This is a genomic window from Shimia sagamensis (assembly GCF_900182745.1).
GTDB classification, from domain to species: domain Bacteria; phylum Pseudomonadota; class Alphaproteobacteria; order Rhodobacterales; family Rhodobacteraceae; genus Shimia; species Shimia sagamensis.
The window spans coordinates 89,385-111,330 of sequence record NZ_FXTY01000003.1 but is presented as its reverse complement, the minus strand read 5'-3'; the positions used below and the strand labels follow the sequence as shown (position 1 = coordinate 111,330).

At 57.5% G+C, this 21,946-nt stretch carries 19 protein-coding genes, 1 tRNA gene and 1 riboswitch; of the genes, 8 read left to right on the top strand and 12 right to left on the bottom strand.

Going from position 1 to position 21,946, the window contains the following annotated elements:
- Positions 1-53: 53 nt before the first annotated feature.
- A complete protein-coding gene (locus QOL67_RS08635) occupies positions 54-914 on the top strand; it encodes a D-amino-acid transaminase (protein ID WP_283425574.1) in 861 nt (286 codons plus the stop codon).
- Between the two features lie 246 nt (positions 915-1,160).
- Here QOL67_RS08635 and QOL67_RS08630 read toward each other — a convergent pair whose 3' ends face one another.
- Together QOL67_RS08630 and QOL67_RS08625 are read right to left on the bottom strand one after the other, a co-directional pair.
- Positions 1,161-2,462: a ferredoxin reductase family protein gene (locus QOL67_RS08630; protein ID WP_283425573.1), complete on the bottom strand. Its 1,302-nt coding sequence runs from the start codon at positions 2,460-2,462 to the stop codon at positions 1,161-1,163.
- 122 nt (positions 2,463-2,584) lie between these two features.
- Positions 2,585-3,568, bottom strand: coding sequence for an NAD(P)H-quinone oxidoreductase (locus QOL67_RS08625; RefSeq protein WP_283425572.1), 984 nt, complete (start codon positions 3,566-3,568; stop codon positions 2,585-2,587).
- Between the two features lie 125 nt (positions 3,569-3,693).
- Between QOL67_RS08625 and QOL67_RS08620 the strand changes: the two genes are divergently transcribed.
- On the top strand, positions 3,694-5,019 hold the full coding sequence (locus QOL67_RS08620) for an MFS transporter (RefSeq protein ID WP_283425571.1): 1,326 nt from the start codon (positions 3,694-3,696) through the stop codon (positions 5,017-5,019).
- 6 nt (positions 5,020-5,025) lie between these two features.
- On the opposite strand, the gene QOL67_RS08615 is transcribed toward QOL67_RS08620, so the two are convergent.
- Together QOL67_RS08615 and QOL67_RS08610 are read right to left on the bottom strand one after the other, a co-directional pair.
- On the bottom strand, positions 5,026-5,679 hold the full coding sequence (locus QOL67_RS08615; RefSeq protein ID WP_283425570.1) for a GntR family transcriptional regulator: 654 nt from the start codon (positions 5,677-5,679) through the stop codon (positions 5,026-5,028).
- A gap of 45 nt (positions 5,680-5,724) precedes the next feature.
- The gene (locus QOL67_RS08610; protein WP_283425569.1) at positions 5,725-6,417 is read right to left on the bottom strand and encodes a M48 family metallopeptidase; all 693 of its coding nucleotides are present in this window, start codon (positions 6,415-6,417) and stop codon (positions 5,725-5,727) included.
- A 108-nt stretch (positions 6,418-6,525) separates the two neighbouring features.
- Between QOL67_RS08610 and QOL67_RS08605 the strand changes: the two genes are divergently transcribed.
- Together QOL67_RS08605 and QOL67_RS08600 are read left to right on the top strand one after the other, a co-directional pair.
- The gene (locus QOL67_RS08605; RefSeq protein WP_283425568.1) at positions 6,526-6,861 is read left to right on the top strand and encodes a TIGR02300 family protein; all 336 of its coding nucleotides are present in this window, start codon (positions 6,526-6,528) and stop codon (positions 6,859-6,861) included.
- 99 nt (positions 6,862-6,960) lie between these two features.
- Positions 6,961-7,036 (top strand) — tRNA-Ala (locus QOL67_RS08600).
- A 280-nt stretch (positions 7,037-7,316) separates the two neighbouring features.
- On the opposite strand, the gene QOL67_RS08595 is transcribed toward QOL67_RS08600, so the two are convergent.
- Positions 7,317-8,948, bottom strand: coding sequence for a DUF1214 domain-containing protein (locus QOL67_RS08595; protein ID WP_283425567.1), 1,632 nt, complete (start codon positions 8,946-8,948; stop codon positions 7,317-7,319).
- A 185-nt stretch (positions 8,949-9,133) separates the two neighbouring features.
- A complete protein-coding gene (locus QOL67_RS08590) occupies positions 9,134-11,923 on the bottom strand; it encodes a bifunctional aconitate hydratase 2/2-methylisocitrate dehydratase (protein ID WP_283425566.1) in 2,790 nt (929 codons plus the stop codon).
- A gap of 381 nt (positions 11,924-12,304) precedes the next feature.
- Positions 12,305-12,518: riboswitch (cobalamin riboswitch) on the top strand.
- Between the two features lie 100 nt (positions 12,519-12,618).
- Between QOL67_RS08590 and QOL67_RS08585 the strand changes: the two genes are divergently transcribed.
- Genes QOL67_RS08585 through QOL67_RS08570 form a run of 4 tightly spaced genes read left to right on the top strand, consistent with a single transcriptional unit; the run spans position 12,619 to position 15,804 of the window.
- Entirely contained in the window at positions 12,619-13,023 is a 405-nt protein-coding gene (locus QOL67_RS08585) for a DUF1636 family protein (RefSeq protein ID WP_283425565.1), read from the top strand.
- Entirely contained in the window at positions 13,020-13,802 is a 783-nt protein-coding gene (locus tag QOL67_RS08580; RefSeq protein WP_283425564.1) for an ABC transporter ATP-binding protein, read from the top strand. The genes QOL67_RS08585 and QOL67_RS08580 overlap by 4 nt, the downstream gene beginning before the upstream one ends.
- Positions 13,803-13,815: 13 nt before the next feature.
- Positions 13,816-14,763 carry an ABC transporter substrate-binding protein gene (locus QOL67_RS08575; protein ID WP_283425563.1) on the top strand — a complete coding sequence of 316 codons (948 nt, stop codon included), beginning with the start codon at positions 13,816-13,818 and terminating at the stop codon, positions 14,761-14,763.
- Complete coding sequence (locus QOL67_RS08570) at positions 14,764-15,804, top strand: FecCD family ABC transporter permease (protein ID WP_283425562.1); 1,041 nt, start codon at positions 14,764-14,766, stop codon at positions 15,802-15,804.
- A gap of 18 nt (positions 15,805-15,822) precedes the next feature.
- Here QOL67_RS08570 and ddpX read toward each other — a convergent pair whose 3' ends face one another.
- The 6 genes from ddpX to QOL67_RS08540 all read right to left on the bottom strand — a co-directional run bounded on the left by ddpX (position 15,823) and on the right by QOL67_RS08540 (position 21,818).
- Positions 15,823-16,350: a D-alanyl-D-alanine dipeptidase gene (gene ddpX / locus QOL67_RS08565; protein WP_283425561.1), complete on the bottom strand. Its 528-nt coding sequence runs from the start codon at positions 16,348-16,350 to the stop codon at positions 15,823-15,825.
- Positions 16,347-17,303, bottom strand: coding sequence for an oligopeptide/dipeptide ABC transporter ATP-binding protein (locus tag QOL67_RS08560; protein ID WP_283425560.1), 957 nt, complete (start codon positions 17,301-17,303; stop codon positions 16,347-16,349). The genes ddpX and QOL67_RS08560 overlap by 4 nt, the downstream gene beginning before the upstream one ends.
- Positions 17,300-18,277, bottom strand: coding sequence for an ABC transporter ATP-binding protein (locus tag QOL67_RS08555; protein WP_283425559.1), 978 nt, complete (start codon positions 18,275-18,277; stop codon positions 17,300-17,302). The genes QOL67_RS08560 and QOL67_RS08555 overlap by 4 nt, the downstream gene beginning before the upstream one ends.
- A gap of 1 nt (position 18,278) precedes the next feature.
- A complete protein-coding gene (gene ddpC, locus QOL67_RS08550) occupies positions 18,279-19,169 on the bottom strand; it encodes a D,D-dipeptide ABC transporter permease (protein ID WP_283425558.1) in 891 nt (296 codons plus the stop codon).
- Positions 19,169-20,185, bottom strand: coding sequence for an ABC transporter permease (locus tag QOL67_RS08545; protein ID WP_283425557.1), 1,017 nt, complete (start codon positions 20,183-20,185; stop codon positions 19,169-19,171). The genes ddpC and QOL67_RS08545 overlap by 1 nt, the downstream gene beginning before the upstream one ends.
- A gap of 67 nt (positions 20,186-20,252) precedes the next feature.
- Positions 20,253-21,818, bottom strand: a complete 1,566-nt coding sequence (locus tag QOL67_RS08540; RefSeq protein ID WP_283425556.1) for an ABC transporter substrate-binding protein — start codon at positions 21,816-21,818, stop codon at positions 20,253-20,255.
- Positions 21,819-21,946: the final 128 nt, after the last annotated feature.

The following is a 21,946-nucleotide window of genomic DNA, read 5'->3' as shown; positions in this document are numbered from 1 at the left end:
TTGACCTGTGGTGCAGCGCACCCGACAAAGCAGCAGATTGCTAGGAGAGACACATGAGCCGCACTGTTTACGTCAATGGCGACTACCTGCCGGAAGAAGACGCCAAGATTTCGATTTTTGACCGTGGGTTTCTGATGGCGGATGCGGTCTATGAGGTGACCTCAGTGCTGGACGGCAAGCTGATCGACTTTGACGGCCACGCGGTGCGTTTGAAGCGTTCGCTGGATGAGCTGGAGATGGCAGAACCGTGCAGCAAGGACGAGCTTCTGGCGATCCACCGAAAGCTGGTGGAAGAGAACGGCATTGTTGAAGGCCTGATCTATTTGCAGGTCACACGTGGCAGCGATGGCGACCGCGATTTTGTCTTCCCATCTGAGGACACACCGCCGTCCATCGTGCTGTTTACGCAGAACAAACCTGGACTGGCGGACAACCCTGCGGCCAAAAAGGGTGCCAAGATCATCTCGATTGAGGACATCCGCTGGGGCCGTCGCGACATTAAGACTGTGCAGCTGTTGTATCCGTCTATGGGTAAGATGATGGCCAAGAAGGCCGGTGCGGATGATGCCTGGTTGGTGGAAGATGGCTATGTGACCGAGGGCACCTCCAACAACGCGTATTTTGTGAAGGATGGCGTGATTGTGACCCGGCCATTGAGCAATGACATCCTGCATGGGATCACCCGTAAGGCGGTTCTGCGTATGGCAGCCGAAGCGCAGCTCAAGATCGAAGAGCGCCTGTTCACCGTTGAGGAAGCACAGGGGGCTGATGAGGCGTTTACAACTTCTGCCAGCGCCTTTGTGATGCCGGTGGTAGAGATTGACGGCGTGTCGTTGGGCGATGGCACCCCGGGGCCAATTGCAACACGTCTGCGTGAGATTTATCTGGACGAGAGCCTGAAAGCCGCGATCTAAAGGGGGATCTGACCGTACAAAAGCACAGGGGCTGGGGTGGTGAAACTCCAGCCTTTTTTATGTGACGCAGCCACACCAATGTGTTTGACGTCCCGTGAGCGGGGCATGGCATGCTGATTGGGAAATAGCGTGAGTGGCGGCAATCAGCATGAATAGAATTGAGTACACCCATGCTCGCTGAGATTGATTCACAAGTCAACCAATGGTTGCTTCAAATTTCCGGAACCGCCTAGGCCATTGGTTTCGCTACCCTGCGCTGCGCGCTTGATGTCGCTGCCACAGCCATTCAGCCAAACGACGGATGCCAATGCCGGTGCGAATCTCAAACGCCTCGTAGTGGAAGCTGCGTTGAGAGATGCCGTGCTTTGGCAGATCCTTGGACAGGGTTCGACGCATGGGGACCGGGCCGCAGAACAGGACTTTGCAGTTTGATAAGTCGGGGACAAGATCAGGCAACGCGGCGGCGGAGAAGCGGCCTTGATCCGCGCTTTGCCACAGGATCAGTGTCAGGTTTGACTTTTTGCCGGCCAGCGCTTCGAGTTCCGCCAGATGGGGCGCATTGGTTTTGTTGCGCACACAGTAAACCAAAGTCACCGGCGCGGCGTCTGTTGGCAGGGCCTGTGCCAGCGCGACAAAGGGCGTCACACCGACGCCGGCGGCAATCCAGACTTGCGCACCTTTGGCACGGCCGAAGTGTCCATAGGGACCGTCTGTCTGCACCGCCTGCCCCACGGCGAGACTGCGCGACACGCGGTTGGTCAGATCTCCCAGAGGCGCAACAGTGATGCGTAGAGACCCATCATCCGACGGCGCGGAGGAGATGGTGAAGGGATGTGGCTCATTCAGGCCCGCACCGGCAAACCGGAAGAAAGCAAACTGACCCGCACGGTGACGCAGTGGGCGACCGGTGGCCTTCATGTCCACGGCTATGGCCTCGCCCTGTTGAGTCACCGCAGTGATTTTGTAGTGCTTGCGCGGCCGCATCCCCCGTGGCGCGGAGGTCCAGACATAGGCAACCGTGCCGATGATGCAGACCACCCACATGTAGAGGCCCAGCGGGTCGCCGTTTTTGAACGGCTTGAGGATGTAGAGATAATGGAAGGCGCCAAACAAGAAGAAGATGCCAATGAAGCGGTGCGTCCATTTCCACAGGTGATAGGGAATGAAGGTCGCAACCGTAACCACCACAAGCATCAGCAGGCCATAAAGACTGATCTCACCCAGGGTTTCCGCCAGCTCCACCAACATGGTTTCGCGGCCCAGCCCTTTCATTTCGGCATCAATGGTGTCGTGCAGCAGGATGGCCACCATGGAGCCAATGCCCAGCCATTTGTGCAGACGATATGTTTGATCCATTGGGCCGAAGATCAATTCAACGCCGGGCCAACGGGTGGCAATCACTTGAGAAAACGCCATGGCAATCAGCGCACCAAGACCGAGATACTGACTAAACAGCGCTATGCCGTCACGGCCTTGTGCGATTTGTGGCCACCACACAAACGGCAGGGCCAACGCCACTGCCACCAAAAGAAGTCCAAATTTTTTCACGGTCCTGTTCCCACCTCGTGCCTAGGCCACAGCGGGCCATCAGTTCGCGTGGTCTACATGCCTCAAGGGCAGCGGTAGTGAAAAGGGGGGAAACGGCCTAAACGGCGGGAATAAACCTGAGTTTAGGCCACTTTCATCACAATTTTTCCAATGTGACCGCTGCTTTCCATGCGTTGGTGGGCCGCCGCCGCATCCGCCAGAGCAAACTCGCTGTCCATAACGGGGGCGACACGACCACTTTCCAGAAGCGGCCAGACATCAGCTAGCAGAGCGTCGGCGATCTTGGCTTTGGCCAGATCACTTTGCGGTCGCAGAGTGGAGCCGGTTATGGTGAGACGGCGCATCATCACATGGGCAAAGTTGAGCTGGATCTGCGGGCCTTGCAGGAAGGCGATTTGCACCAAGCGGCCATCGTCAGCCAGGGACTTCACATTGCGCGGCAGGTAATCACCACCGACCATATCAAGGATCAGGTTGGCGCCACCCTCGGCACGCAGCACGTCGACAAAATCTTCAGCGCGGTAGTTGATGGCCTTTTCCGCACCAAGTTGCAGGCAAGCGTCGCATTTCTCATCGGAGCCAGCGGTAGTGAACACACGTGCGCCAAAGGCGTTGGCCAGCTGGATCGCAGTTGTACCAATACCAGACGAGCCACCATGCACCAGAAAGCGCTCGCCCGCCTTCAATCCGCCGCGCTGGAAGACATTGGAGTACACAGTGAAGAATGTTTCCGGCAGACAAGCCGCCTCTTTCATGCCCATGCCTTTGGGCACTGGCAAGCAATGGTCGGCGGAAGTGAGGACATATTCGGCATAGCCGCCACCGGGCAGCAGGGCGCAGACTTCGTCGCCTTCGGACCACGCGCTGACGCCTGCGCCCATTGCGGCAATAGTGCCAGAGGCCTCAAGCCCCGGCAGGTCGGAGGCGTTTGCAGGCGGATTATAGAGCCCAGAACGTTGCAACACGTCGGGGCGGTTCACACCGGCATAAGCCACCTTGATCAGCACTTCGCCGGGACCAGGTGTCGGAATGGGACGCGGCACCATTTGAAGCACATCCGCGGCACCGGGTTTTGAAATTTCAACGGCGTTCATGGTCTGTGACATGGTGGTCTCCCTGTGTTGCGCCCTCTGTCTAACAGAGCGCGGGCAATGGGGAACAGTCACTTTTGTAGCGCTGACGCCGCGACGGGGTCTCTTGCCCTTTGGCACATCAAGACTAGGGTGGCGCTATGATACGGATTCTCAAACACCCAGCCTTCGCCAAGTTGTTTGCCGCCCAAGTTGTGGCCCTCGCAGGCACCGGATTATTGACCATTGCGCTGGGGCTTTTGGCCTATGATTTGGCCGGACCTGCGGCCGGTGCGGTCTTGGGCACAGCTTATGCCATCAAAATGGTGGCCTATGTGGGCCTGTCCCCGGTACTGGGGGCGCTGGCGGCCCGCCTGCCCCGCCGTGGCGTTTTGATTTTTGCTGATTTGGTGCGGTTTGGCGTAGCACTGTTTTTGCCGTTTGTGGACTCGGTGGCGCAAATTTATGTGCTGATCTTCTTGCTCCAGAGCGCGTCCGCGCTATTCACTCCGACCTTTCAGGCGATCATTCCGGACATTTTGACCAAGGAAGAAGACTACACGCGGGCACTGTCTCTATCCCGTTTGGCCTATGATCTGGAGAACCTGCTGTCCCCGGCACTTGCGGGCATGTTGCTGCTGGTGATGAGCTATCATGGATTATTTGTGGGCACCGCAGCTGGGTTCTTGATCTCCACTCTGTTGATCCTGATCACAACTTTGCCGCCGCGCCCCAAAAGCAAAGACCGTCCATTTCGCGAACGGCTGACCCGCGGCGCTTGGATCTACCTGTCGACACCGCGTCTGCGGGGGTTGCTAGCGTTCAACATGGCGGCAGCGGCGAGCGTGTCTTACGTGCTGGTGAACACCGTGGTGTTGGTGCGCAACGGATATGGCATGGGGGAGGCCGGGCTCGCGATGGCCATGGGCGCCTTTGGGGCTGGCAGCATGGCAGCGGCGCTGTCTTTGCCGCGTCTATTGGAGCAATTGCCGGACCGGCGGGTCATGGGCACCAGTGCTGTGGCCTTGGCGTTCGCTACGGTTGGACACGGGCTGTGGATGCAAAATGTTGGGATTTTGAGTTGGCCGGCGTTTTTGGGGTTATGGGCTGTGATTGGAGCGCTCTATTCCGCTATTTTGACACCCTCGGGCCGCCTGTTGCGCCGCTCGGCCCATTCAGAGGATCGCCCTGCGGTGTTCACCGCGCAGTTTGCCCTCAGCCACGTGTGTTGGCTGGTCGCTTATCCATTGGCGGGGTGGAGTGCGACGCAAGGATCGCAGGCGCTGTCCTTGTTGGTACTGGGGGCGCTTGGATTGGCGAGCACGGTTGTGGGGTATTGGGTGTGGACCCCGGCGCCCAAAGAGGTGATGCATGAGCATCCTGAGTTACCCGAGGATCACCCTCATTTGCAGGCACACGGCGGCCGACGCCATGCGCATGCTTATGTGATAGATGACGAACACCATGTGTGGCCGACACACGGCTAAGATGGCTTAGCGGGCCAGCAGGCGCAGGCCTTGGGTCACATCAGAGCGCACCGCCAGGCGCAGGCCGGGCTCGTCCCCGGCTTTGAGCGCGGCGATGATCAGACGATGGTAGTGCGGCGGCTCGGTCTGGCGCAGGCGGCCATAAAGTGCGCGCATGGTGGGGCCCAGTTGCAACCAGACGGTCTCCGCCATGGCCAACATTGCGGGTGCCTGAGCGCGCAGATACAACGTGCGGTGAAATTCCAGATTGGCGCGAATGTATCCCACGGAATCGCGCTTGCTGACTGCATCCGCAACGGTGCCATTGATGGCGACAAGACGGTCGATCAGCGCCATATGTGCGCGGGGCAGCGCGCGGCTGGCCAGTTCGACCTCGATCAAAGCACGCAGGGCGGCAAGCTCCTCGAGGCGCTCGCTGCTGAGTTCTGGCGTGGCCACGCGACCGGAATTGGACAAGGTCAACGCGCCTTCGGCCACCAAGCGGCGCACGGCCTCACGGGCCGGGGTCATGGAGACACCAAATTCTTTGCCGATGCCACGCAGCGTGAGGGGGGCGCCTGGGGCAAGCTCGCCATACATGATGCTCGCGCGCAGGCTGCGGTACACTCGGTCGTGGGCGGCGGCGGATTGGTCAGAGGCGGGACGGCTGGATGGGATCATGGCGCCTTTGTGATCACAAATGATGCAAAGGTCAATGTGGCGCGGTTATCCGGCAAATTGGTAGCGGTGCAACTCCTGGCCGTGATGGCGCAGCCAGCGGCGCGGGGTCTCGTAGGGACCGTGGATGATGGTGACCTCATTCCAGAAGGCTTGTGAATGGTTCATTTCCTTGAGATGGGCCACCTCGTGCGCGGCAACGTAGTCCAGCACATCCGGCGCGGCCATGACCAAGCGCCAAGAGAACATCAGCGCACGGCTGGAGGAGCAGGAGCCCCAACGAGATCGGGTGTCGCGCAGCGTGAGTTTGGTGGGTTGGCGCCCCAAGCGCGCGGCGTAGTGATCCACAGCCTCGGCCAGCCGATGGCGCGCAAGCTCCTTGAGGAAGCCCTGTACCTTGCGCCCGACCAACTCTGGTTTGCCAGGCACCGCAAGCTCACCGCCGCCCAATTGCACAGAGCGCCCTGCCCCCGGCACAATCAAGCGTACGCGACCCGCAACAGGCACTTCTGCCCCATGTGCCACCACAACGGCCTCCGGCTGTTGGGCAACTTGCTTGCGCAGCCAGTCCTGCTTCTCATGGGCAAACGCCATTGCCTCACGGTCGGACACATTTGAGGGAATCGTCAGCGTCACTTTCCCATCGAGTCGCGAGACTCTGAGACTGATCCGGCGCGCACGGGCAGATCGGCGCAAAGCCACCGTCACAGATGGCGTTCCGGAGATGTTAAATTGCGCCATCTGCGCTCCTATAGCGACAATGCGATGTTACCCTTTGACACGGGGCCATTGTTATGGCACCTCCCCCAAATCGTCGAGAGAGACTCAACCGATTGAAGGGGACAACCCATGCCCAATGAAGAATGGGGCGTCAAGCGCGTTTGCCCAACCACCGGCAAGCGATTCTATGACCTGAACAAAAACCCAGTCATCAGCCCCTACACGGGCGATGTCGTGGAAGTAGAAGCCGGCAAAAGCCGGATGATTGCGGCAGACCAAGAGGATGCGGCAACACTGAAGGCAAAAGCGAAGGATGCGGATTCCGCAGACGACGTGCTGGAAGATGATGATGACACCGTTGATCTGGAACTCGAAGACGATGTTCTGGATGATGACGATGATGAAGACGACAACGTTTCGCTGGATGAAATTGCGGATGTTGCGGCTGACGACGAAGAAAATTGATCGTCTGAAAAAAGTTACACCGGGGCGGAATTTTTCGCTTGAACCCGCCCCGGGATGCGCCTAATTAGGCGCGCACAGGCAGAGATGCCTGACTGGTTTGGGGCCTTAGCTCAGCTGGGAGAGCGCTTCGCTGGCAGCGAAGAGGTCAGGAGTTCGATCCTCCTAGGCTCCACCAAACCACCTTCCAAAAATGTTGAAGTGCGGCTTGGTTCGAAGGTTTTACCCGCGTTGCTTGGCCTGCGCATTTGCGCCAGAAGAAGGCTATCCGCTGTGATCGCGAGGAACGACAGTTCCAAGACCAATTGGCCAAGGCTGTGCTTTGACCTATCGGAAAAATTCACAGATGCTTACTTTTGCTCGGCAAGTGGAACCACTCAAACCAGAACCGAGCTGGTCAGAGATGCGTTTTCGAAACAGTAATAAAAGGGGCTCCCGAAGGAGCCCTTTGAGTTTTCCTATTTCGAGATGTTTTCTACGTCGTTCAGCATCCAGTTCTTGAACCAGTCTTTTGTTTCCGGCCGGTACAGGCGGAACAGAAAAAACCAATCGTTTGCGTTTGTTGCACTCTCTGTGGTCACCCAGTTTGCTTCGTAACCTTCGGGAACTTTATCCAAGTTTGGCGCGTAATATACATCAACCGAGCCATCCTCATTCTTCACCATCTTGTCCAGGTCTTTGGTAGAGGCACCGACACGGTCGACACCCCGATTGAAGTTCTTGGTTTCCATATTGTAGACGATGGCAGACCAGAAATCCTTTGCGGGCACGTCAGCCGGCACGTTGAGCTTATACGTGTCTTCGCCATTCAGCATATTCCCATCTGAATCGCGCAGTCCCGTCAGATAAAACGTCGCACCACCTAGCTCACTAGGCAGGAAAGTTACGTAGAAATATGTCGCTGCACGTTTGTCGATAAGGATCTCCTCACCATCTTCAAACGGGAACCCCATCTGAGCCTGAGGGCCGAAGTTCCAAAAGGACCACTCTGAAAGCTTCTCGCCATCCTTAACCCAAAGCGGCGCAACAGTTTCGCCCTCGGTTACAAATTTCGCCTGCATGTAAGCGTATGCGAGCTCCAGGCCCTCAAGTGCGGCTTTTTTCTGGGCTGGCGTTGGATCAAATGCCTCGCCTTTCTTGATGCCTATACTTTGGAGCATAGAGTAAATGGCGCGATCTTTCTCACGAACCGGGTTGTTCTGCACCACATCGTTGATGTCTTCAATGAAAGTCATGTTGTAGTAGGGCAAACAGTCATACGGAAGATCAGTCGCATCGAGGTAATCGGTTGGCTCGATTTCACCGTTCACAGCCTCTTCCAGAGCGTAGATTTTGATACCCTTTGCATGCTCTCCAGCTTCGGCATGCGTGGCGCCGTTCAGCAGTGTTGGACGGAATGAAAAAGACGCGTCATGCGTGTCAAAGTTGGGCACAATTATGTAGCCCTGCGCTGCTAACTCATCTGCTGTGCCAAACTCGTTGCTGTATCCGAGGGGAAGGAACAGGTACTTCCCGCCATCGCCCTCGTCAGCCCCTCTAGAGCCAACATCCACCATCGGCACGTGCCATGCCGAAATGAAAGACCCAAAGTAGTCGACTTTGTCTGTCATTGGCGGCACTTCAACAACCATCGGACCGTTTTTGACAGAGATCGACCCCCATGCATACGCAGTGGTGTCGTTAGCTGTCAGAAAGCCTTTCTCTGACCCAAAAGGCTTGGTGACAAAGTTCACCGTATCGTACCCTCCGCCAGCGCGTACCGTCGCCTTGATAAAGTCAACTTGGGCAACAGCGGGCATATAGTGGATGGCGGCCTGAGTGGCACGCTGCACCATGATGTCATATTCGATGTCAGCATGTTTTTGCGAGCGGGCCAAAATATCGCCAGTATCGTTAAAATTCGCGTCTGTTGGCGTGGTCGCCAGAGAGGCACTGCATAGAAAAGATAAGGCGATAGCAGTCGAGCCAATTATATTTTTCATTGAATGAACTCCGGTTGTTTCAAAGCGGATGGCCAATAATACTGTGTACAGTGCGTCGATTGCGGTGATGCATTCAAGTATGCTCTTGAAATCTGCAGCACCAAACACGCGACAAGCGATGGTCGGCTTTCTGGCTTTTTCTCAGAGCCGGCAACCTGTCGGGCAATAGACGCTCCCTGGTTTTGACGCTGATCAGCCGCGGCGCCCAAATCCCAGGCAACAAAAAACCCCCGACACGTTTCCGCGCCGGGGGTGATTTCTTTTAGGCTGCACCGAAGTGCATCCACTTGGCTTTAGAAGTGCGCCGACTTGGCGTTTGCAGGCACCTCAAGTGGTGGCGCAAACTTGGTCAGGTCGATGCCTTCCACAGCCTCTTTGTACTCTTCCAGCGTAGGCGTACGGCCCAAGATGGCAGAGAGCACCACCAGCGGTGTGGAGGCCAGCAGCGACTCGCCTTTCTTCTCGGGCAAGTCAGCCACAACACGGCCCTGGAACAGGCGGGTTGAGGTGGCCAGCACGGTGTCACCCTTGGCGGCTTTTTCCTGGTTGCCCATGCAGAGGTTACAGCCCGGACGCTCAAGATAGAGAATGTTCTCATACTCAGTGCGGGCCTGACTTTTGGGGAACAGATCGTCGAACTCAAAGCCCGAATACTTCTGCAGGATTTCCCAGTCACCCTCTTCTTTCATCTCGTCGATGATGTTGTAGGTCGGCGCAGCCACAACCAGTGGTGCTTTGAACTCAACTTTGCCGTTGGCAGCCTCGATGTTCTTCAGCATCTGAGCGACAATTTTCATGTCGCCTTTGTGGACCATGCAGGAGCCAACAAAGCCCAGATCCACTTTCTTTTCAGCGTTGTAGTAGCTGATTGGACGGATGGTATCGTGGGTGTAGCGCTTGGAGACGTCGGCGTTGTTCACATCCGGGTCAGCGATCATTGGCTCTACAATCTGATCCAGATCGACCACAACTTCTGCGAAGTATTTGGCGCTATCATCTGGGGTCAGAGCAGGCTTGGCACCGGACTTGATTTCGGCAATGCGGGCGTCCGCTTTGTCGATCAGGCCCTGAAGCATGTTCACATCGTTGTCCATGCCCTTGTCGATCATGATCTGGATGCGGTGTTTGGCCAGCTCCAGAGAGCCCACAAGCGTCTCATCGTTGGAGATACAGATCGAGGCTTTTGCCTTCATTTCCGCAGTCCAGTCGGTGAAGGTAAAGGCTTGGTCGGCCAGCAGCGTGCCAATGTGCACTTCGATCACGCGGCCTTGGAACACGTTGTCGCCGTGCTGCTCCAACATCTGCAACTGGGTGGCGTGCACCACGTCGCGGAAGTCCATGTGCTCAGCCATCTGACCTTTGAAGGTCACCTTGACGGACTCAGGGATCGGCATGGAGGCCTCACCAGTGGCCAATGCCAGAGCAACGGTGCCGGAGTCCGCACCAAAGGCCACGCCTTTGGACATACGGGTGTGGCTGTCGCCGCCGATGGTGATGTCCCAGTCACTCACGGTGAGGTCGTTCAGCACCTTGTGAATCACGTCGGTCATAGCGTGATACTGATCTTTGGGATCACGTGCAGTGATCAGGCCAAAGTCGTTCATGAACTTCATCAGACGTGGGGTATTGGCCTGTGCTTTCTTGTCCCACACAGAGGCGGTGTGACAGCCAGACTGATACGCGCCGTCCACGATCGGGGACACGATGGTGGCCGCCATGGCCTCCAATTCCTGCATGGTCATCAGGCCGGTGGTGTCCTGTGAACCAACAATGTTGACCTCAACACGCACGTCAGAGCCAGCATGCAGGGTTGCGCCCGGGGTGGTGCCCACTGCGTTTTTGTTGAAGATCTTCTCAACCGCAGTCAGGCCCTGGCCGTCTTTGGTGATCTCTTTGGAGGCTGCAAACACAGGTGTTGGCTCAACGCCCAGCGCGCCAGCCGCAAATGTTTGCAGCTTCTTGCCAAAGACAATTGCGTAAGACCCGCCTGCCTTCATGAACTCGGCTTTTTGCGGGGTGAAGGACGCCGCCACGTCGACCAGCTCTTCGCCGTCTTCGCTCAGCAACTTTTTGGACTTGGTGTTGATCTTCAGAACAGTGCCGGTTTCCACGGAGTATTTCTGCTCCAGGATCGGGTTGCCGTCATTGTTGAGGATCGGGTTGCCGTCCTCATCAGATTTGCGCACCCAGTTCTTCAGGTCCAGACCAATGCCGCCGGTCACGCCCACGGTGGTCAAGAAGATTGGGGAGATGCCATTGGTGCCCGCCACAACTGGCGCGTAGTTTACAAACGGCACATATGGCGACGCTTGCTTACCGGTCCAGAGCGCCACGTTGTTGACGCCGGACATACGGGAGGAGCCGACACCCATGGTGCCTTTTTCCGCAATCAGCATGACCTGTTTGCCAGGGTGCTGCAGCTTCAACTCTTCGATGTGCTTCTGCCCAGCTTCCGAAATCATGCACTTGCCGTGCAGTTCACGGTCGGCCCGGCTATGCGCTTCTGCGCCTGGGGACAGAAGGTCGGTCGAAATGTCGCCTTCGCCTGCGATGTAGGTCACGAGTTCGATTTCTTCGTCGATGTCTGGCAGCTTGGTGAAAAATTCCGCCTTGGCGTAGCTTTCCAGCAGATCTTTGGCGACAGCGTTGCCCGAATCCAGCGCCTCTTTCAGACGCGCTTGGTCGGCGTCATAGAGGAAGACCTGTGTCTTCAGCACGTCTGCAGCCTGCGCAGCAATTGCGGCATCATCGCCCAGCGCCAGGTCGAGCAGCACGCGCACGGAAGGGCCACCTTTCATGTGCGACAGCAGTTCAAAGGCGAACTCCGGGGAGATTTCGGCCACGTCAGACGCGCCGAGAATGATCTCTTTGAGGAAGTCTGCCTTCACGCCAGCAGCACTCGTGGTGCCCGGCAAGGTGTTGTAAATGAAGAACTTCAGAGAGTCTTCGCGATGGGCGTTGGCGGTGTCTTTGATCTGTTCGATCAGTTCGCTGACCAGCGCGCCGTTATCGATTGGCTTTGGATTCAGACCTTCGGATTTCCGGGTCTCAATCTCATTCAGATAATCTGTATACAAGCTCATGATGATCCTAGCGATTTGAGGTTGGCTTAAGCATGAACGCCCTGTCTTTAATGCAATAGCGAGTCACAGGGCAGGTATTGTATGCCGATGTATACCAAGCTTGAAAAAGACGCAAGTTGCCCTTCGGAACAATTGTCTTGGCCTCCCCCAAATGTGATGGCGCAGTGCGGCGTATAGCCTGCATTGTAGTGTGCCAGGTCTCGGTTTGCCAGCGTACAACCACCTGCCGGACAGCTCTGAACCGGAGGCTGTTTCCAGCCAAGACACACATGCCCAAACTGCATGACTCACGGTCAAACAATATCTTGCGATCCGTGACATAGGATGCCGCAGGATTTTGTTCCTTGAGGCGGAAAGCCTATTGACTCACCTACCGGTTTCCACGACTTCGGAAGAGATGGTTCCCGAAAGACGTCAGTCAATCGGGATGAAAAGGGAATACGGTGCGGCCCAGCTTTGAGCCAATTCCGTGACTGCCCCCGCAACTGTAAGCGGCAAGCGACCCCGAGTAGACCACTGAACGCCATGCGTTTGGGAAGGTTCGGGAAAGCCACAATCCGCGAGTCAGGAGACCTGCCATCCAAAATGTAACTTCAACCCGGGCGGGGCGTCCGGACAGGAGGCCATGATGGCTTTACGGATTGATCCGTGTGAAAAACTGACTGTGCTTGCCCCGCGCTATCGCGGAGGGCGAGATGCACCACCCCACTCACAGAATTTCGATATGCACATCCTGCAAACATGTCGGCGAAAATTGTCGCCCCGGTTATGAGCTGATCAAGCGCTTGCGCGCCGCCATCGATATGGCGGGCGATGCGATCACGGAAGAGTTCGAAATATCCGGCGTCGCCTGTATGGCGGGCTGCAAACATCCTTGCACCGTTGCCTATCACAGCACACGCAAGGCCACGTATCTGTTTGGCGACATCACACCGGAGCAGGATATCGAAGACTTGGTATCCTTTGCACAGCAATATGCGGTGCTAGGCGACGGCTGGTGCTCCTCGGTGGATCGCCCCGGCAAGCTGCGCGCACACACGTTGGCGCGGGTGCCATCGATGATGTTGGCGATTGAGGACAGCGCGGAGCGCCTGTCATGAGAACCGGGCATTTGGTGGCCAAAGACATCTGTTGGCGTCCTGCAAAAAACCAACCGTTTCTGCTGCACCCTGTGAGCTTTGAGGTTTACCCCGGCCGCGTGCTTGGTGTGGTTGGCCCCAATGGCGCGGGCAAGTCGACGCTCTTGCGGATGATCTACCATTATCAGAAACCCACAACGGGGCAGATCATGGTGGATGGGCAGGATCTCTGGGGTATGTCCGCCAAAGCGGCAGCGTGCAAGGTCGCAGCTGTGCTTCAGGAACAACCCGGCGCGTTTGGCTTGACGGTGCGAGACATTGTGGCGCTGGGGCGCACCCCGCATCGCAGCGCTTTGTCATCAAGTGGGGCACATGATGCGGAGATTGTAACCCAAGCAATCGCGCGGATGCAGCTAGAGCATTTGTCCACGCGCAACTTTGACACGCTGTCGGGCGGGGAACGCCAGCGGGTGATGGTGGCTCGGGCCTTGGCGCAGCAGCCGCAGGTGCTCGTGATGGATGAGCCAACCAACCATCTGGACATTCGCCATCAGCTCGAAATCCTCTCGCTGATCCGATCCCTTGGGCTGACTATCGTTGTTTCGCTGCATGATCTGAACATGGCCTCAGACGTGTGTGACGCCATCCTGCTTCTAAAAGACGGGCATTGCCACGGCTTTGGCAGCGCCGATGAGGTGCTCAGCGAAAAGCTGGTGTCAGACACGTTTTTGGTCACCGCCCAGCGCCAGAAGTTGAGCGTCAGTCAAAACCAACATCTTACATTCCACCTTCCCACCTAAAGGATCCTCTTTCATGAAATTCAAACTGTCATCTGTTGCAGCCAGCGCAATTTTGGCGCTCTCTACCACCACGGCGTTGGCCGAAACCACCGTGGAAAGCTGCAACCGCGACGTGATCTTTGACACCCCGCCCAAGGCGGCGGTCTCCAACGACGTGAACCTGACCGAGATGATGCTGGTGCTGGGACTGGCGGACCGCATGGTGGGCTACACCGGCATTTCCGGCTGGAAGACGCTGGACGAAGAGATGCGCGCTGGCGTGGAAGAACTGCCAGAGCTATCTGCTAAGTATCCGTCCAAAGAAGTGCTGATCGGCGCGGATGCGGACTTCTTCTTTGCCGGTTGGAACTACGGCATGAAAGTGGGCGGCGAAGTCACGCCGGAGACCCTCGCGCCGTTTGACATCAAGGTTTATGAGCTCACCGAAAGCTGCATTCACATCGGCGAAAAGGACGCCGCCAGCATGGATGACATGTACACCGACATCCAAAACCTCGGCGCGATTTTTGATGTGAAAGACAAAGCTGATGCGCTGGTTGAGGGGTACAAAGCGGATCTTGCGGCCTTCACCGATGGCTTGACGCCGCTAAAGACCGCACCCCGCGTGTTTGTTTATGACAGCGGCGAAGACTCACCGTTCACCGCAGGGCGCTATGCCATGCCAAACGCACTTATTGAGGCGGCTGGCGGCACCAACATCATGGCCGATCTGGAGAAAAGCTGGGCCAAGGTAGGCTGGGAGCCGGTTGTGGAGCGCAACCCGGAGGTCATCGTGATCGTGAACTACGGCAATGTCACGGCTGAAGAAAAACGTGCGTTTATGATGAACAACCCGGCTTTTGCGGAGATGGACGCGGTGAAGAACGACCGGTTTGTGACCCTTGAGTACGTTGAGGCAACCCCAGGTCCGCGCAACATCGCTGCGGTGAAAACCCTCGCCGAAGCATTCCGGGCCAAATAAATGAGCGAGAGAGCAGCAGGGCAGCCAAAGAGCAGATTTCCCTATGTGATCGGCGCAGGGGGGCTCCTGTTGCTTTTCTCAATTTCAGTCGCAATCAGTGTCGGGGCCGTATCTGTGCCCCTGCACACGGTTTGGAGCATCCTGATCAATCAGGTGGCGCCGGGCACAATGGAACAGGACTGGTCCAAGGGCCGCGAGGCGATTGTCTGGGACATTCGCTTCCCACGCGCCTTGTTGGCTTGTCTGGTGGGGGCCGGTTTGGCGGTTGTTGGCGGCAGTTTACAGGCTGTGACGCGCAACCCCCTTGCGGATCCACATCTGTTGGGCATTTCCTCCGGCGCTGCCTTTGGTGCGATCTTGGCTTTGATGCACACCGGCATGTTTTTGGGCCTGATCACCGTGCCGCTGTTTGCCTTTGGTGGGGCACTGGCCGCAACTTTGCTGGTTTTAGCGGTGTCGCAATTTGCATCGGCCACCAGCGCGGATCGGTTGATCTTAGCGGGCGTGGCGGTGTCTTTCATTGTGATGTCGTTGGCCAATGTGTTGATCTTTCTGGGCGATCCGCGCGCGACCCACACGGTGGTGTTCTGGATGTTGGGCGGATTGGGATTGGCACAATGGTGCCACTTGGCTTTCCCCTTTGCTGTCCTTGTCCTCTGCGGGGCTTACATTTGGGCCAACGCGGGCAAATTGAATGCCATGACAGTGGGTGATGAGACCGCTGCCACGCTGGGCATACCGGTGGCGCGGTTTCGCCTGATCATCTTTGTTGTCGGCGCGTTGGTCACCGGGGTGATGGTGGCATTTTCCGGCATGATTGGCTTTGTCGGGCTGATGGTGCCGCATATTGTGCGCCTGTTGGTGGGTGGGGACTACTGCCGGGTGATACCGGCCTCGGCCTTGTTTGGGGCTATCTATCTTTTGTGGTCCGACATCTTCGCCCGCACGATTATGGCACCGGAAGACATGCCCATTGGCATTGTCACCGGATTGATCGGCGGGATGTTCTTTGTCTGGCTGTTGCGGCGGCGGGCGCGGTAAAGCGCCCAGCGCCATGGATTAGGAGATCAACGGGTAGTTTTCCGAATTCTCCAACGCGTAGTGCCACCACTCATAGGGGTTCAACTCAAAACCGGCACCTGCCATGAGACCTAACAAAACCAAACGGTTTTGCTGAGCTTCACGGCAGATGTCGATTCTGGAGTGATGCGATTGTTGCAACGCGGCGTCAAAGTCTGTGCCCATGTCGAGCACAGTGCCATCCGCACGGGTCAGCGTCAGATCCACAGCGGTACCGCGACTGTGATCCGAACCGATGGCCGGGTCTGCAACAAATTCGGGGTCAGGCCGTACCTCCCACAAGCGGCGTTGCACCGCTTGTGGGCGATAGGCGTCCAGCAGCAGAAGGCGCAGTCCAAGGGCGGCGGCGCGATCGGCGGCATGAAAGAGGGCATCGGCGGCATGTGTGTGCAAGCGTGCCTGTTGATCCTCCGGCGTGGTGTAGAGCACCTCACCGGCGAAGTTCTCGGTGGTCGCATAGGCAAGTTGCACGTCGATGGCCGCGTGTTGAATTGGGACCAGCGTCATGCGGACACCTTTTGTGGGGTGGTGGCTGCAGTTTGACAACAGCGCACCTGGGCCTGCTCGGTAGGCACCATGTTTTGTCGCACGTCACAGCCTACGCCCGCCAGTTCACAGCGGTCTTTAAAGAAACAGCCAGTGGGCAGGTTTCGGTTGGACGGCAGGTCTGTGTTGCTAAGCGACTCCCCCAGCCCGCCGGTGGCGCGCATGGTTGGGATCGAGTCCAGCAGGAGCCGGGTGTAGGGATGTTTGGGCGCGGCAAGGACAGCGTCGGACGCGCCATGCTCCACCACCTGACCCAGATACATCACCGCCACCTCATCACAGAGATAGCGCACCACCGAGATGTCGTGGGAGATGAAAATGTAGGTCAGGCCGCGTTCCGCCTGCAGGTCTTTCAGCAGGTTCAGAATTTGCGCCTGAATGGAGATATCAAGCGCCGAGGTCGGCTCGTCGAGCACAATCACATCCGGATCAGAGGACAGCGCACGGGCGATGGCAATACGTTGACGCTGACCACCGGAGAACTCATGGGGATAGCGGTCGAGCACCTCGGGGCGCAGACCCACTTTGGCGGCAAGATCAGCTGCCAATGCACGCAACTCGGCCTTGGGGCGTTTGGTGACGGCAAACACAGGTTCCGTGATTACCCGCCAGACCGGCATACGCGCGTTGAGCGAGCTTTGCGGGTCTTGGAACACAATTTGCACATCATGATCTGCGCCAAAGTTGCGGATCACTTCGCCCTCAGACGGCTTACGAATGCCCATAAGCACCTGCGCCAGAGTGGATTTGCCACAGCCGGACTCCCCAACAACACCCAAGGTTTTGCCACGCAAGATCTCGAGATCAATGCCGTTGAGCGCATGCACAAAACCATGTGGGCGGCCGCGCCAGTCCTCGCCAAACGGGAAGCGCATGTGGATGTTGGAGAGCGTCATCACACTATCAATAGTCATGCGGAGATCTCCTCGCGCAGCCAGCAAGCGGCTTGGTGTTTGGTGCCAACGTCGGTCAGCACAGGGCGCGAGTCACAGGCGGCGTGCGCATGGCGACAGCGGGCCTGAAAGGCGCAGCCTTTTGGCGGATTGACCAGATTGGGCACGGTGCCCGGGATTGACGCGAGCGGTTCCCCCGGATTGGCATCCTCTGGCAGCGCTTCGATCAGGGCGGCGGTATAGGGGTGTTGCGGATTGCCCAGCACCTTTTGCGCCGGTCCGGATTCCACCACACGGCCTGCATACATCACATAGATGCGGTCACAGAACTGGCTGATCACCGCCAAATCATGCGAGATAAACAGCACTGATGCGCCGGTTTGACGGGCTTTGGCGTGCAACAATTGCAGCACCTGCCGTTGTACCGTCACATCCAAGGCTGTGGTGGGTTCGTCTGCCACCAACAGTTTGGGTGAGCAGGCAAAGGCCATGCCAATCAGGATACGCTGCCGCATACCGCCGGAGAGCTCAAACGGATAACGGCCCAAGATTTCTTCGGCATCGTTGATGCGCATGTCCTTGAGCAGTTCGATGGCACGGTCCCGGGCCGCCAGACCGCGCAGGTTGGAATGTAGTTCGATCACCCGCAGCATCTGTTTGCCAATGGTCTTGGTGGGGTTAAGCGCGGTTTGTGGCTCCTGAAAGATCATTGCCACATCGCCGCCGCGCAGCTTGTTCATCTCACGCTCGGACATGGTGGCGACGTCGCGCCCCAGGATGCTGATGGTGCCCGCGGATTGGCGGAATGCGCCAGCGGGCAACAAGCCAAGCGCCGTCATGGCGGTGACTGATTTGGCCGAGCCACTTTCGCCCACTAGACCAACAATCTCGCCCGGCTGCACATCCAAGTCCACGCCATTTACGGCATGCACGTCACCTGAGAAGCCTGGAAACAGAACTTCCAGCCCGTCAATTTTTAATACTGGGTCCGCCATGTCAGCGTGCCTTCTGTTTGGGATCAAGGATGTCGCGGATGCCATCACCCAGAAGGTTGAAGGCGGTGGCGGTGATCAGGATGGCAAAGCCGGGGAAGGCCGAGTACCACCACTGGTCCAAGATGTAGTTGCGTCCGGTGGCCACCATGGCACCCCATTCGGCGGTGGGTTGTTGCGCACCAAGGCCAATGAAGCTGAGCGCGGAAGCCAAGAGAATGGTGCTGCCAAGGTCCAACGTGGCCTGCACCATGACTGGCGACAAGATGTTGGGCAGGATGTGCCAGCGCAGGATGTGCAGTTTGGACGCCTTGAAGGTTTCGGCGGCGGTTACAAAAGACATCTCGCGGATGAGCAAAGTTTGCCCACGTGAGATGCGCACATAAATCGGGATGCGCACCAAGGCGATGGCAATGGCGGCATTGATCAGGCTTGGGCCAAGCGCCGCAGCCAGCGCCATGATCAGCACCAGAGATGGCACGGAAAGCACCACATCCATCAGTCGCATGATCACCACATCCACACGCCCGCCAATCAAGCCGGCAAAAGCGCCAACAAACGTACCGATGAAACCGGCGACAAGCACCACAAAGAAACCAACAGCCACAGATTGCCGCCCACCGTAGAGGATGCGAGAATAGAGGTCGCGGCCCACTTCGTCGGTGCCAAAGAAATGCTCCCAACCGGGCGCGGCTAGACGGGCGCGCAGATCGATGGCGTTGGGATCATGGGTGGCAAAGACCGGTGCAAAGATCACCAGAAACAACACGATCAAGACCACAGCTCCGCCGCCAAGTGTCAGCGGGCTTTTCTTGATTTGATACCAAAGGTAGCCCCAATCCACCCGCGACAAGACGCGTTTGATTGGGTTCACAGAGACGGTTGCGTCGCTCATCACGAGACCTCCCGGATGCGCGGATCAACCGCCATATAGATCAGATCGACCGCAAGGTTGATCAACACGTAGGCCAGCGAGACCACCACGGTGAAACCCATCACTGCTGGGAAATCCAGCGCTTGGATCGAGTTCACCACATAGGCGCCCATGCCGGGCCAGGCAAAGACGGTTTCAGTCAGCACCGCGCCGTAAAGCAGATCGCCCAGCGCAAGGCCAAGCACGGTGATCGAGGGGATCATCGCGTTGGGCAGCGCTTCGGTGAAGACCACTTTGAAGCGGCTGAGACCGTTGGCTTTGGCGGTGCGGATATAGTCCTGCTGCAGCTCTTCGAGCATCGCGGCACGCACTTGGCGGGCCACCACGCCGAGGTGCACAAAGCCCAACGTGAAGGCAGGTAGCAAGATGTGTTTGAGAGCGGAGCCAAAGGCGGTCAAATCACCGGCCAACAGGCTGTCAATCATCAGGAAGCCAGTGACGCGGGTGGGCATTTCAAGAGACGGGTCAATGCGCCCGCCGCTGGGGAGCCAACCGAGGTTGCCGTAGAACAGCAGGATCACCAGAAGGCCAAGCCAAAAGGCCGGTGTGGAGATGCCGGTCACGGCAATCACCCGCACAAAATGGTCAATCGGTTTGTCTTTCCACACAGCGGAGGCCACGCCCAGAGGGATGCCCAAAGCGGTGGCAAAGAACAGCGCAGTGAGCGCCAGCTCCAGCGTCGCTGGGAAGAAGATACGCAGATCTTCCAGCACCGGGCGGCGGGTGCGGATTGAGTTTCCGAAGTCGCCCTGAACCACGCCTTCGAGGTAGCGCAGGTACTGGATGGGAAGCGGTTTATCGAGGCCGAGATCCTCGCGGATATTTTGCACAATCTCCGGCGTCGCGCGGTCGCCCGCAATCATGCGGGCCGGGTCGCCGGGAATGAGATTTGAGATGGTGAAGGTGATAACCGTCACGCCAAAGAGAACCAGTATCAGGAACATCAATCGGCGGCGGATGACATTGAGGAAGGACATCGGCGCGTTTCTTTATTGGCTGGAGACCCAAGACCACCGCAGCAGTCTTGGGCCAATTGCTTGGGGCTTAGTCGGAGAGTGACATGCCGCCGAAGTTGAAGATATCTTCGAGCATTGGGTTGAAAACAAAGCCTTCGACATCATCCCGAACAGCGATGCGGTAGTCTTTCTGGAACAGATAGACGTAGGCCGCCTCATCCGTCACGATTTCCTGCAGCTCACCATAAAGCGCGGTGCGTTCTGCTGTGTCGGAGCTGACAACAGCTTGCTGCAGCAGGCCGTCAACTTTGTCGTTGGAGTACCAGCTGCGGTTGCCCGCCAGACCGTGACGCTTGCTGTCAAACCAGTAGTTGGTGAACATGTAGGGGTCCGCGAAGTCCGGGCTCCAGTTGCCGGTGGCAATGCCAAATTCGCCGGTGTCAAAACGCTCACGCATGGTGGCATTTGCCAGCTTCTCCAGCTTCACGTTCAGGCCCAATTGGGACAGGTACGCTTGGGTTGCGATGGCAATTGGCTCCCACAGTGGGTCGCGATCGGAGTAGAGGAAGGAGATTTCCTCGCTTGCGCCGCCAGCAACGTCGAGAGCCTTTTTCGCAGAGGTCAGATCATAAGAATACTGGGTCGCGTTTTTGTTCTGGCCCCACATGCCTTCTGGGATCGGGCCGTGCATCTGCACACCGTTGCCGTCCAGAATGCCGTCGATGATACCCTGATAGTCCACCGCAGCAGAGATCGCACGACGCACATCCACATTGTCCAGAGGCGCAACTTTGTTGTTCAAGTAGAGGTAGGTCACCTTGAGGCTTGGGTAGTTCTGCACCTCGATGCCGTCTTTGCTCCCAAGCGCATCAAGTTGATCCACCGGCAGGCTTTCCGCGATGTGAACGTCACCCGCTTCAAGCTTCAAACGACGCGCGGCCGCTTCTGCAATGATGTCGACGCGGATTTTCTCGATCTCAGGGGTTGCGCCACCGTAGTTCGGGTTTGGCTCCAGCACGAGGCTTTGGCCACGCTCCCAACCGGTCAGCATGTAAGCGCCGGACCCTGCGGAATTGGCGGACAGCCATTCGGTGCCGTGATCGTCGCCCTTGCCTTCAACAGCCGGGTTCACAATACCGGCGCCATTGTTGGCCAGCGTGTAGAGGAACGGCGCAAACGGCTGCTCGAGTGTGAAGGTCACCTGCATGTCACCGGTGGCTTCGACTTTCATGCCACCCGGGAACGCTTCAGACGGGCCGCGGCCCAGATCCATCAGACGGTTGAAAGAATACTCCACGGCGGCAGCGTCAACTGTTGCGCCGTCGCTGAACGCATTGCCGGATGCCAGATCAAACGTCCAGACCGTGCCATCATCAGAGGCAGTCCATGTGCTGGCCAGCTCACCAATCACAGAGGTCAGGCCTTTGCCATCCTCAGATACGTCGTAGGCCACCAAACGTTGGTACAACGGATATGTTACGGTCCAATCATTGTTGTCCATGGTTTGTGCTGGATCGAGCGTTTGCGGATCAGACGCCTTAGCCACAACCAACAGGTCTGCATCGCCATCTGCCATGGCTACTGGCGCGTTGACCGCCATACCAACTGTGACGGCTGCCGCGCCAACCACTTGGAACCAATGTGAATTTTTCATCTTCGCTGTCCTCCCCAGAACGATGTCTTTGGCCGTTCGGCCGTATCTTGTTGGGCATTTCCCCAACGGCAAGTGGCCTGACCCTCTATGGTATTGCAATAACAGTCAACACCATTATGGTACGTGCA

Coding starts and splice junctions, on each gene's coding strand:
- QOL67_RS08635 (WP_283425574.1), top strand. CDS start 54: ATGAGCCGCACTGTTTACGTCAATGGCGACTACCTGCCGGAAGAAGAC.
- QOL67_RS08625 (WP_283425572.1), bottom strand. CDS start 3,568: ATGTCACAGACCATGAACGCCGTTGAAATTTCAAAACCCGGTGCCGCG.
- QOL67_RS08620 (WP_283425571.1), top strand. CDS start 3,694: ATGATACGGATTCTCAAACACCCAGCCTTCGCCAAGTTGTTTGCCGCC.
- QOL67_RS08615 (WP_283425570.1), bottom strand. CDS start 5,679: ATGATCCCATCCAGCCGTCCCGCCTCTGACCAATCCGCCGCCGCCCAC.
- QOL67_RS08610 (WP_283425569.1), bottom strand. CDS start 6,417: ATGGCGCAATTTAACATCTCCGGAACGCCATCTGTGACGGTGGCTTTG.
- QOL67_RS08605 (WP_283425568.1), top strand. CDS start 6,526: ATGCCCAATGAAGAATGGGGCGTCAAGCGCGTTTGCCCAACCACCGGC.
- QOL67_RS08590 (WP_283425566.1), bottom strand. CDS start 11,923: ATGAGCTTGTATACAGATTATCTGAATGAGATTGAGACCCGGAAATCC.
- QOL67_RS08585 (WP_283425565.1), top strand. CDS start 12,619: ATGCACCACCCCACTCACAGAATTTCGATATGCACATCCTGCAAACAT.
- QOL67_RS08580 (WP_283425564.1), top strand. CDS start 13,020: ATGAGAACCGGGCATTTGGTGGCCAAAGACATCTGTTGGCGTCCTGCA.
- QOL67_RS08575 (WP_283425563.1), top strand. CDS start 13,816: ATGAAATTCAAACTGTCATCTGTTGCAGCCAGCGCAATTTTGGCGCTC.
- QOL67_RS08570 (WP_283425562.1), top strand. CDS start 14,764: ATGAGCGAGAGAGCAGCAGGGCAGCCAAAGAGCAGATTTCCCTATGTG.
- ddpX (WP_283425561.1), bottom strand. CDS start 16,350: ATGACGCTGGTCCCAATTCAACACGCGGCCATCGACGTGCAACTTGCC.
- QOL67_RS08560 (WP_283425560.1), bottom strand. CDS start 17,303: ATGACTATTGATAGTGTGATGACGCTCTCCAACATCCACATGCGCTTC.
- QOL67_RS08555 (WP_283425559.1), bottom strand. CDS start 18,277: ATGGCGGACCCAGTATTAAAAATTGACGGGCTGGAAGTTCTGTTTCCA.
- ddpC (WP_283425558.1), bottom strand. CDS start 19,169: ATGAGCGACGCAACCGTCTCTGTGAACCCAATCAAACGCGTCTTGTCG.
- QOL67_RS08545 (WP_283425557.1), bottom strand. CDS start 20,185: ATGTCCTTCCTCAATGTCATCCGCCGCCGATTGATGTTCCTGATACTG.
- QOL67_RS08540 (WP_283425556.1), bottom strand. CDS start 21,818: ATGAAAAATTCACATTGGTTCCAAGTGGTTGGCGCGGCAGCCGTCACA.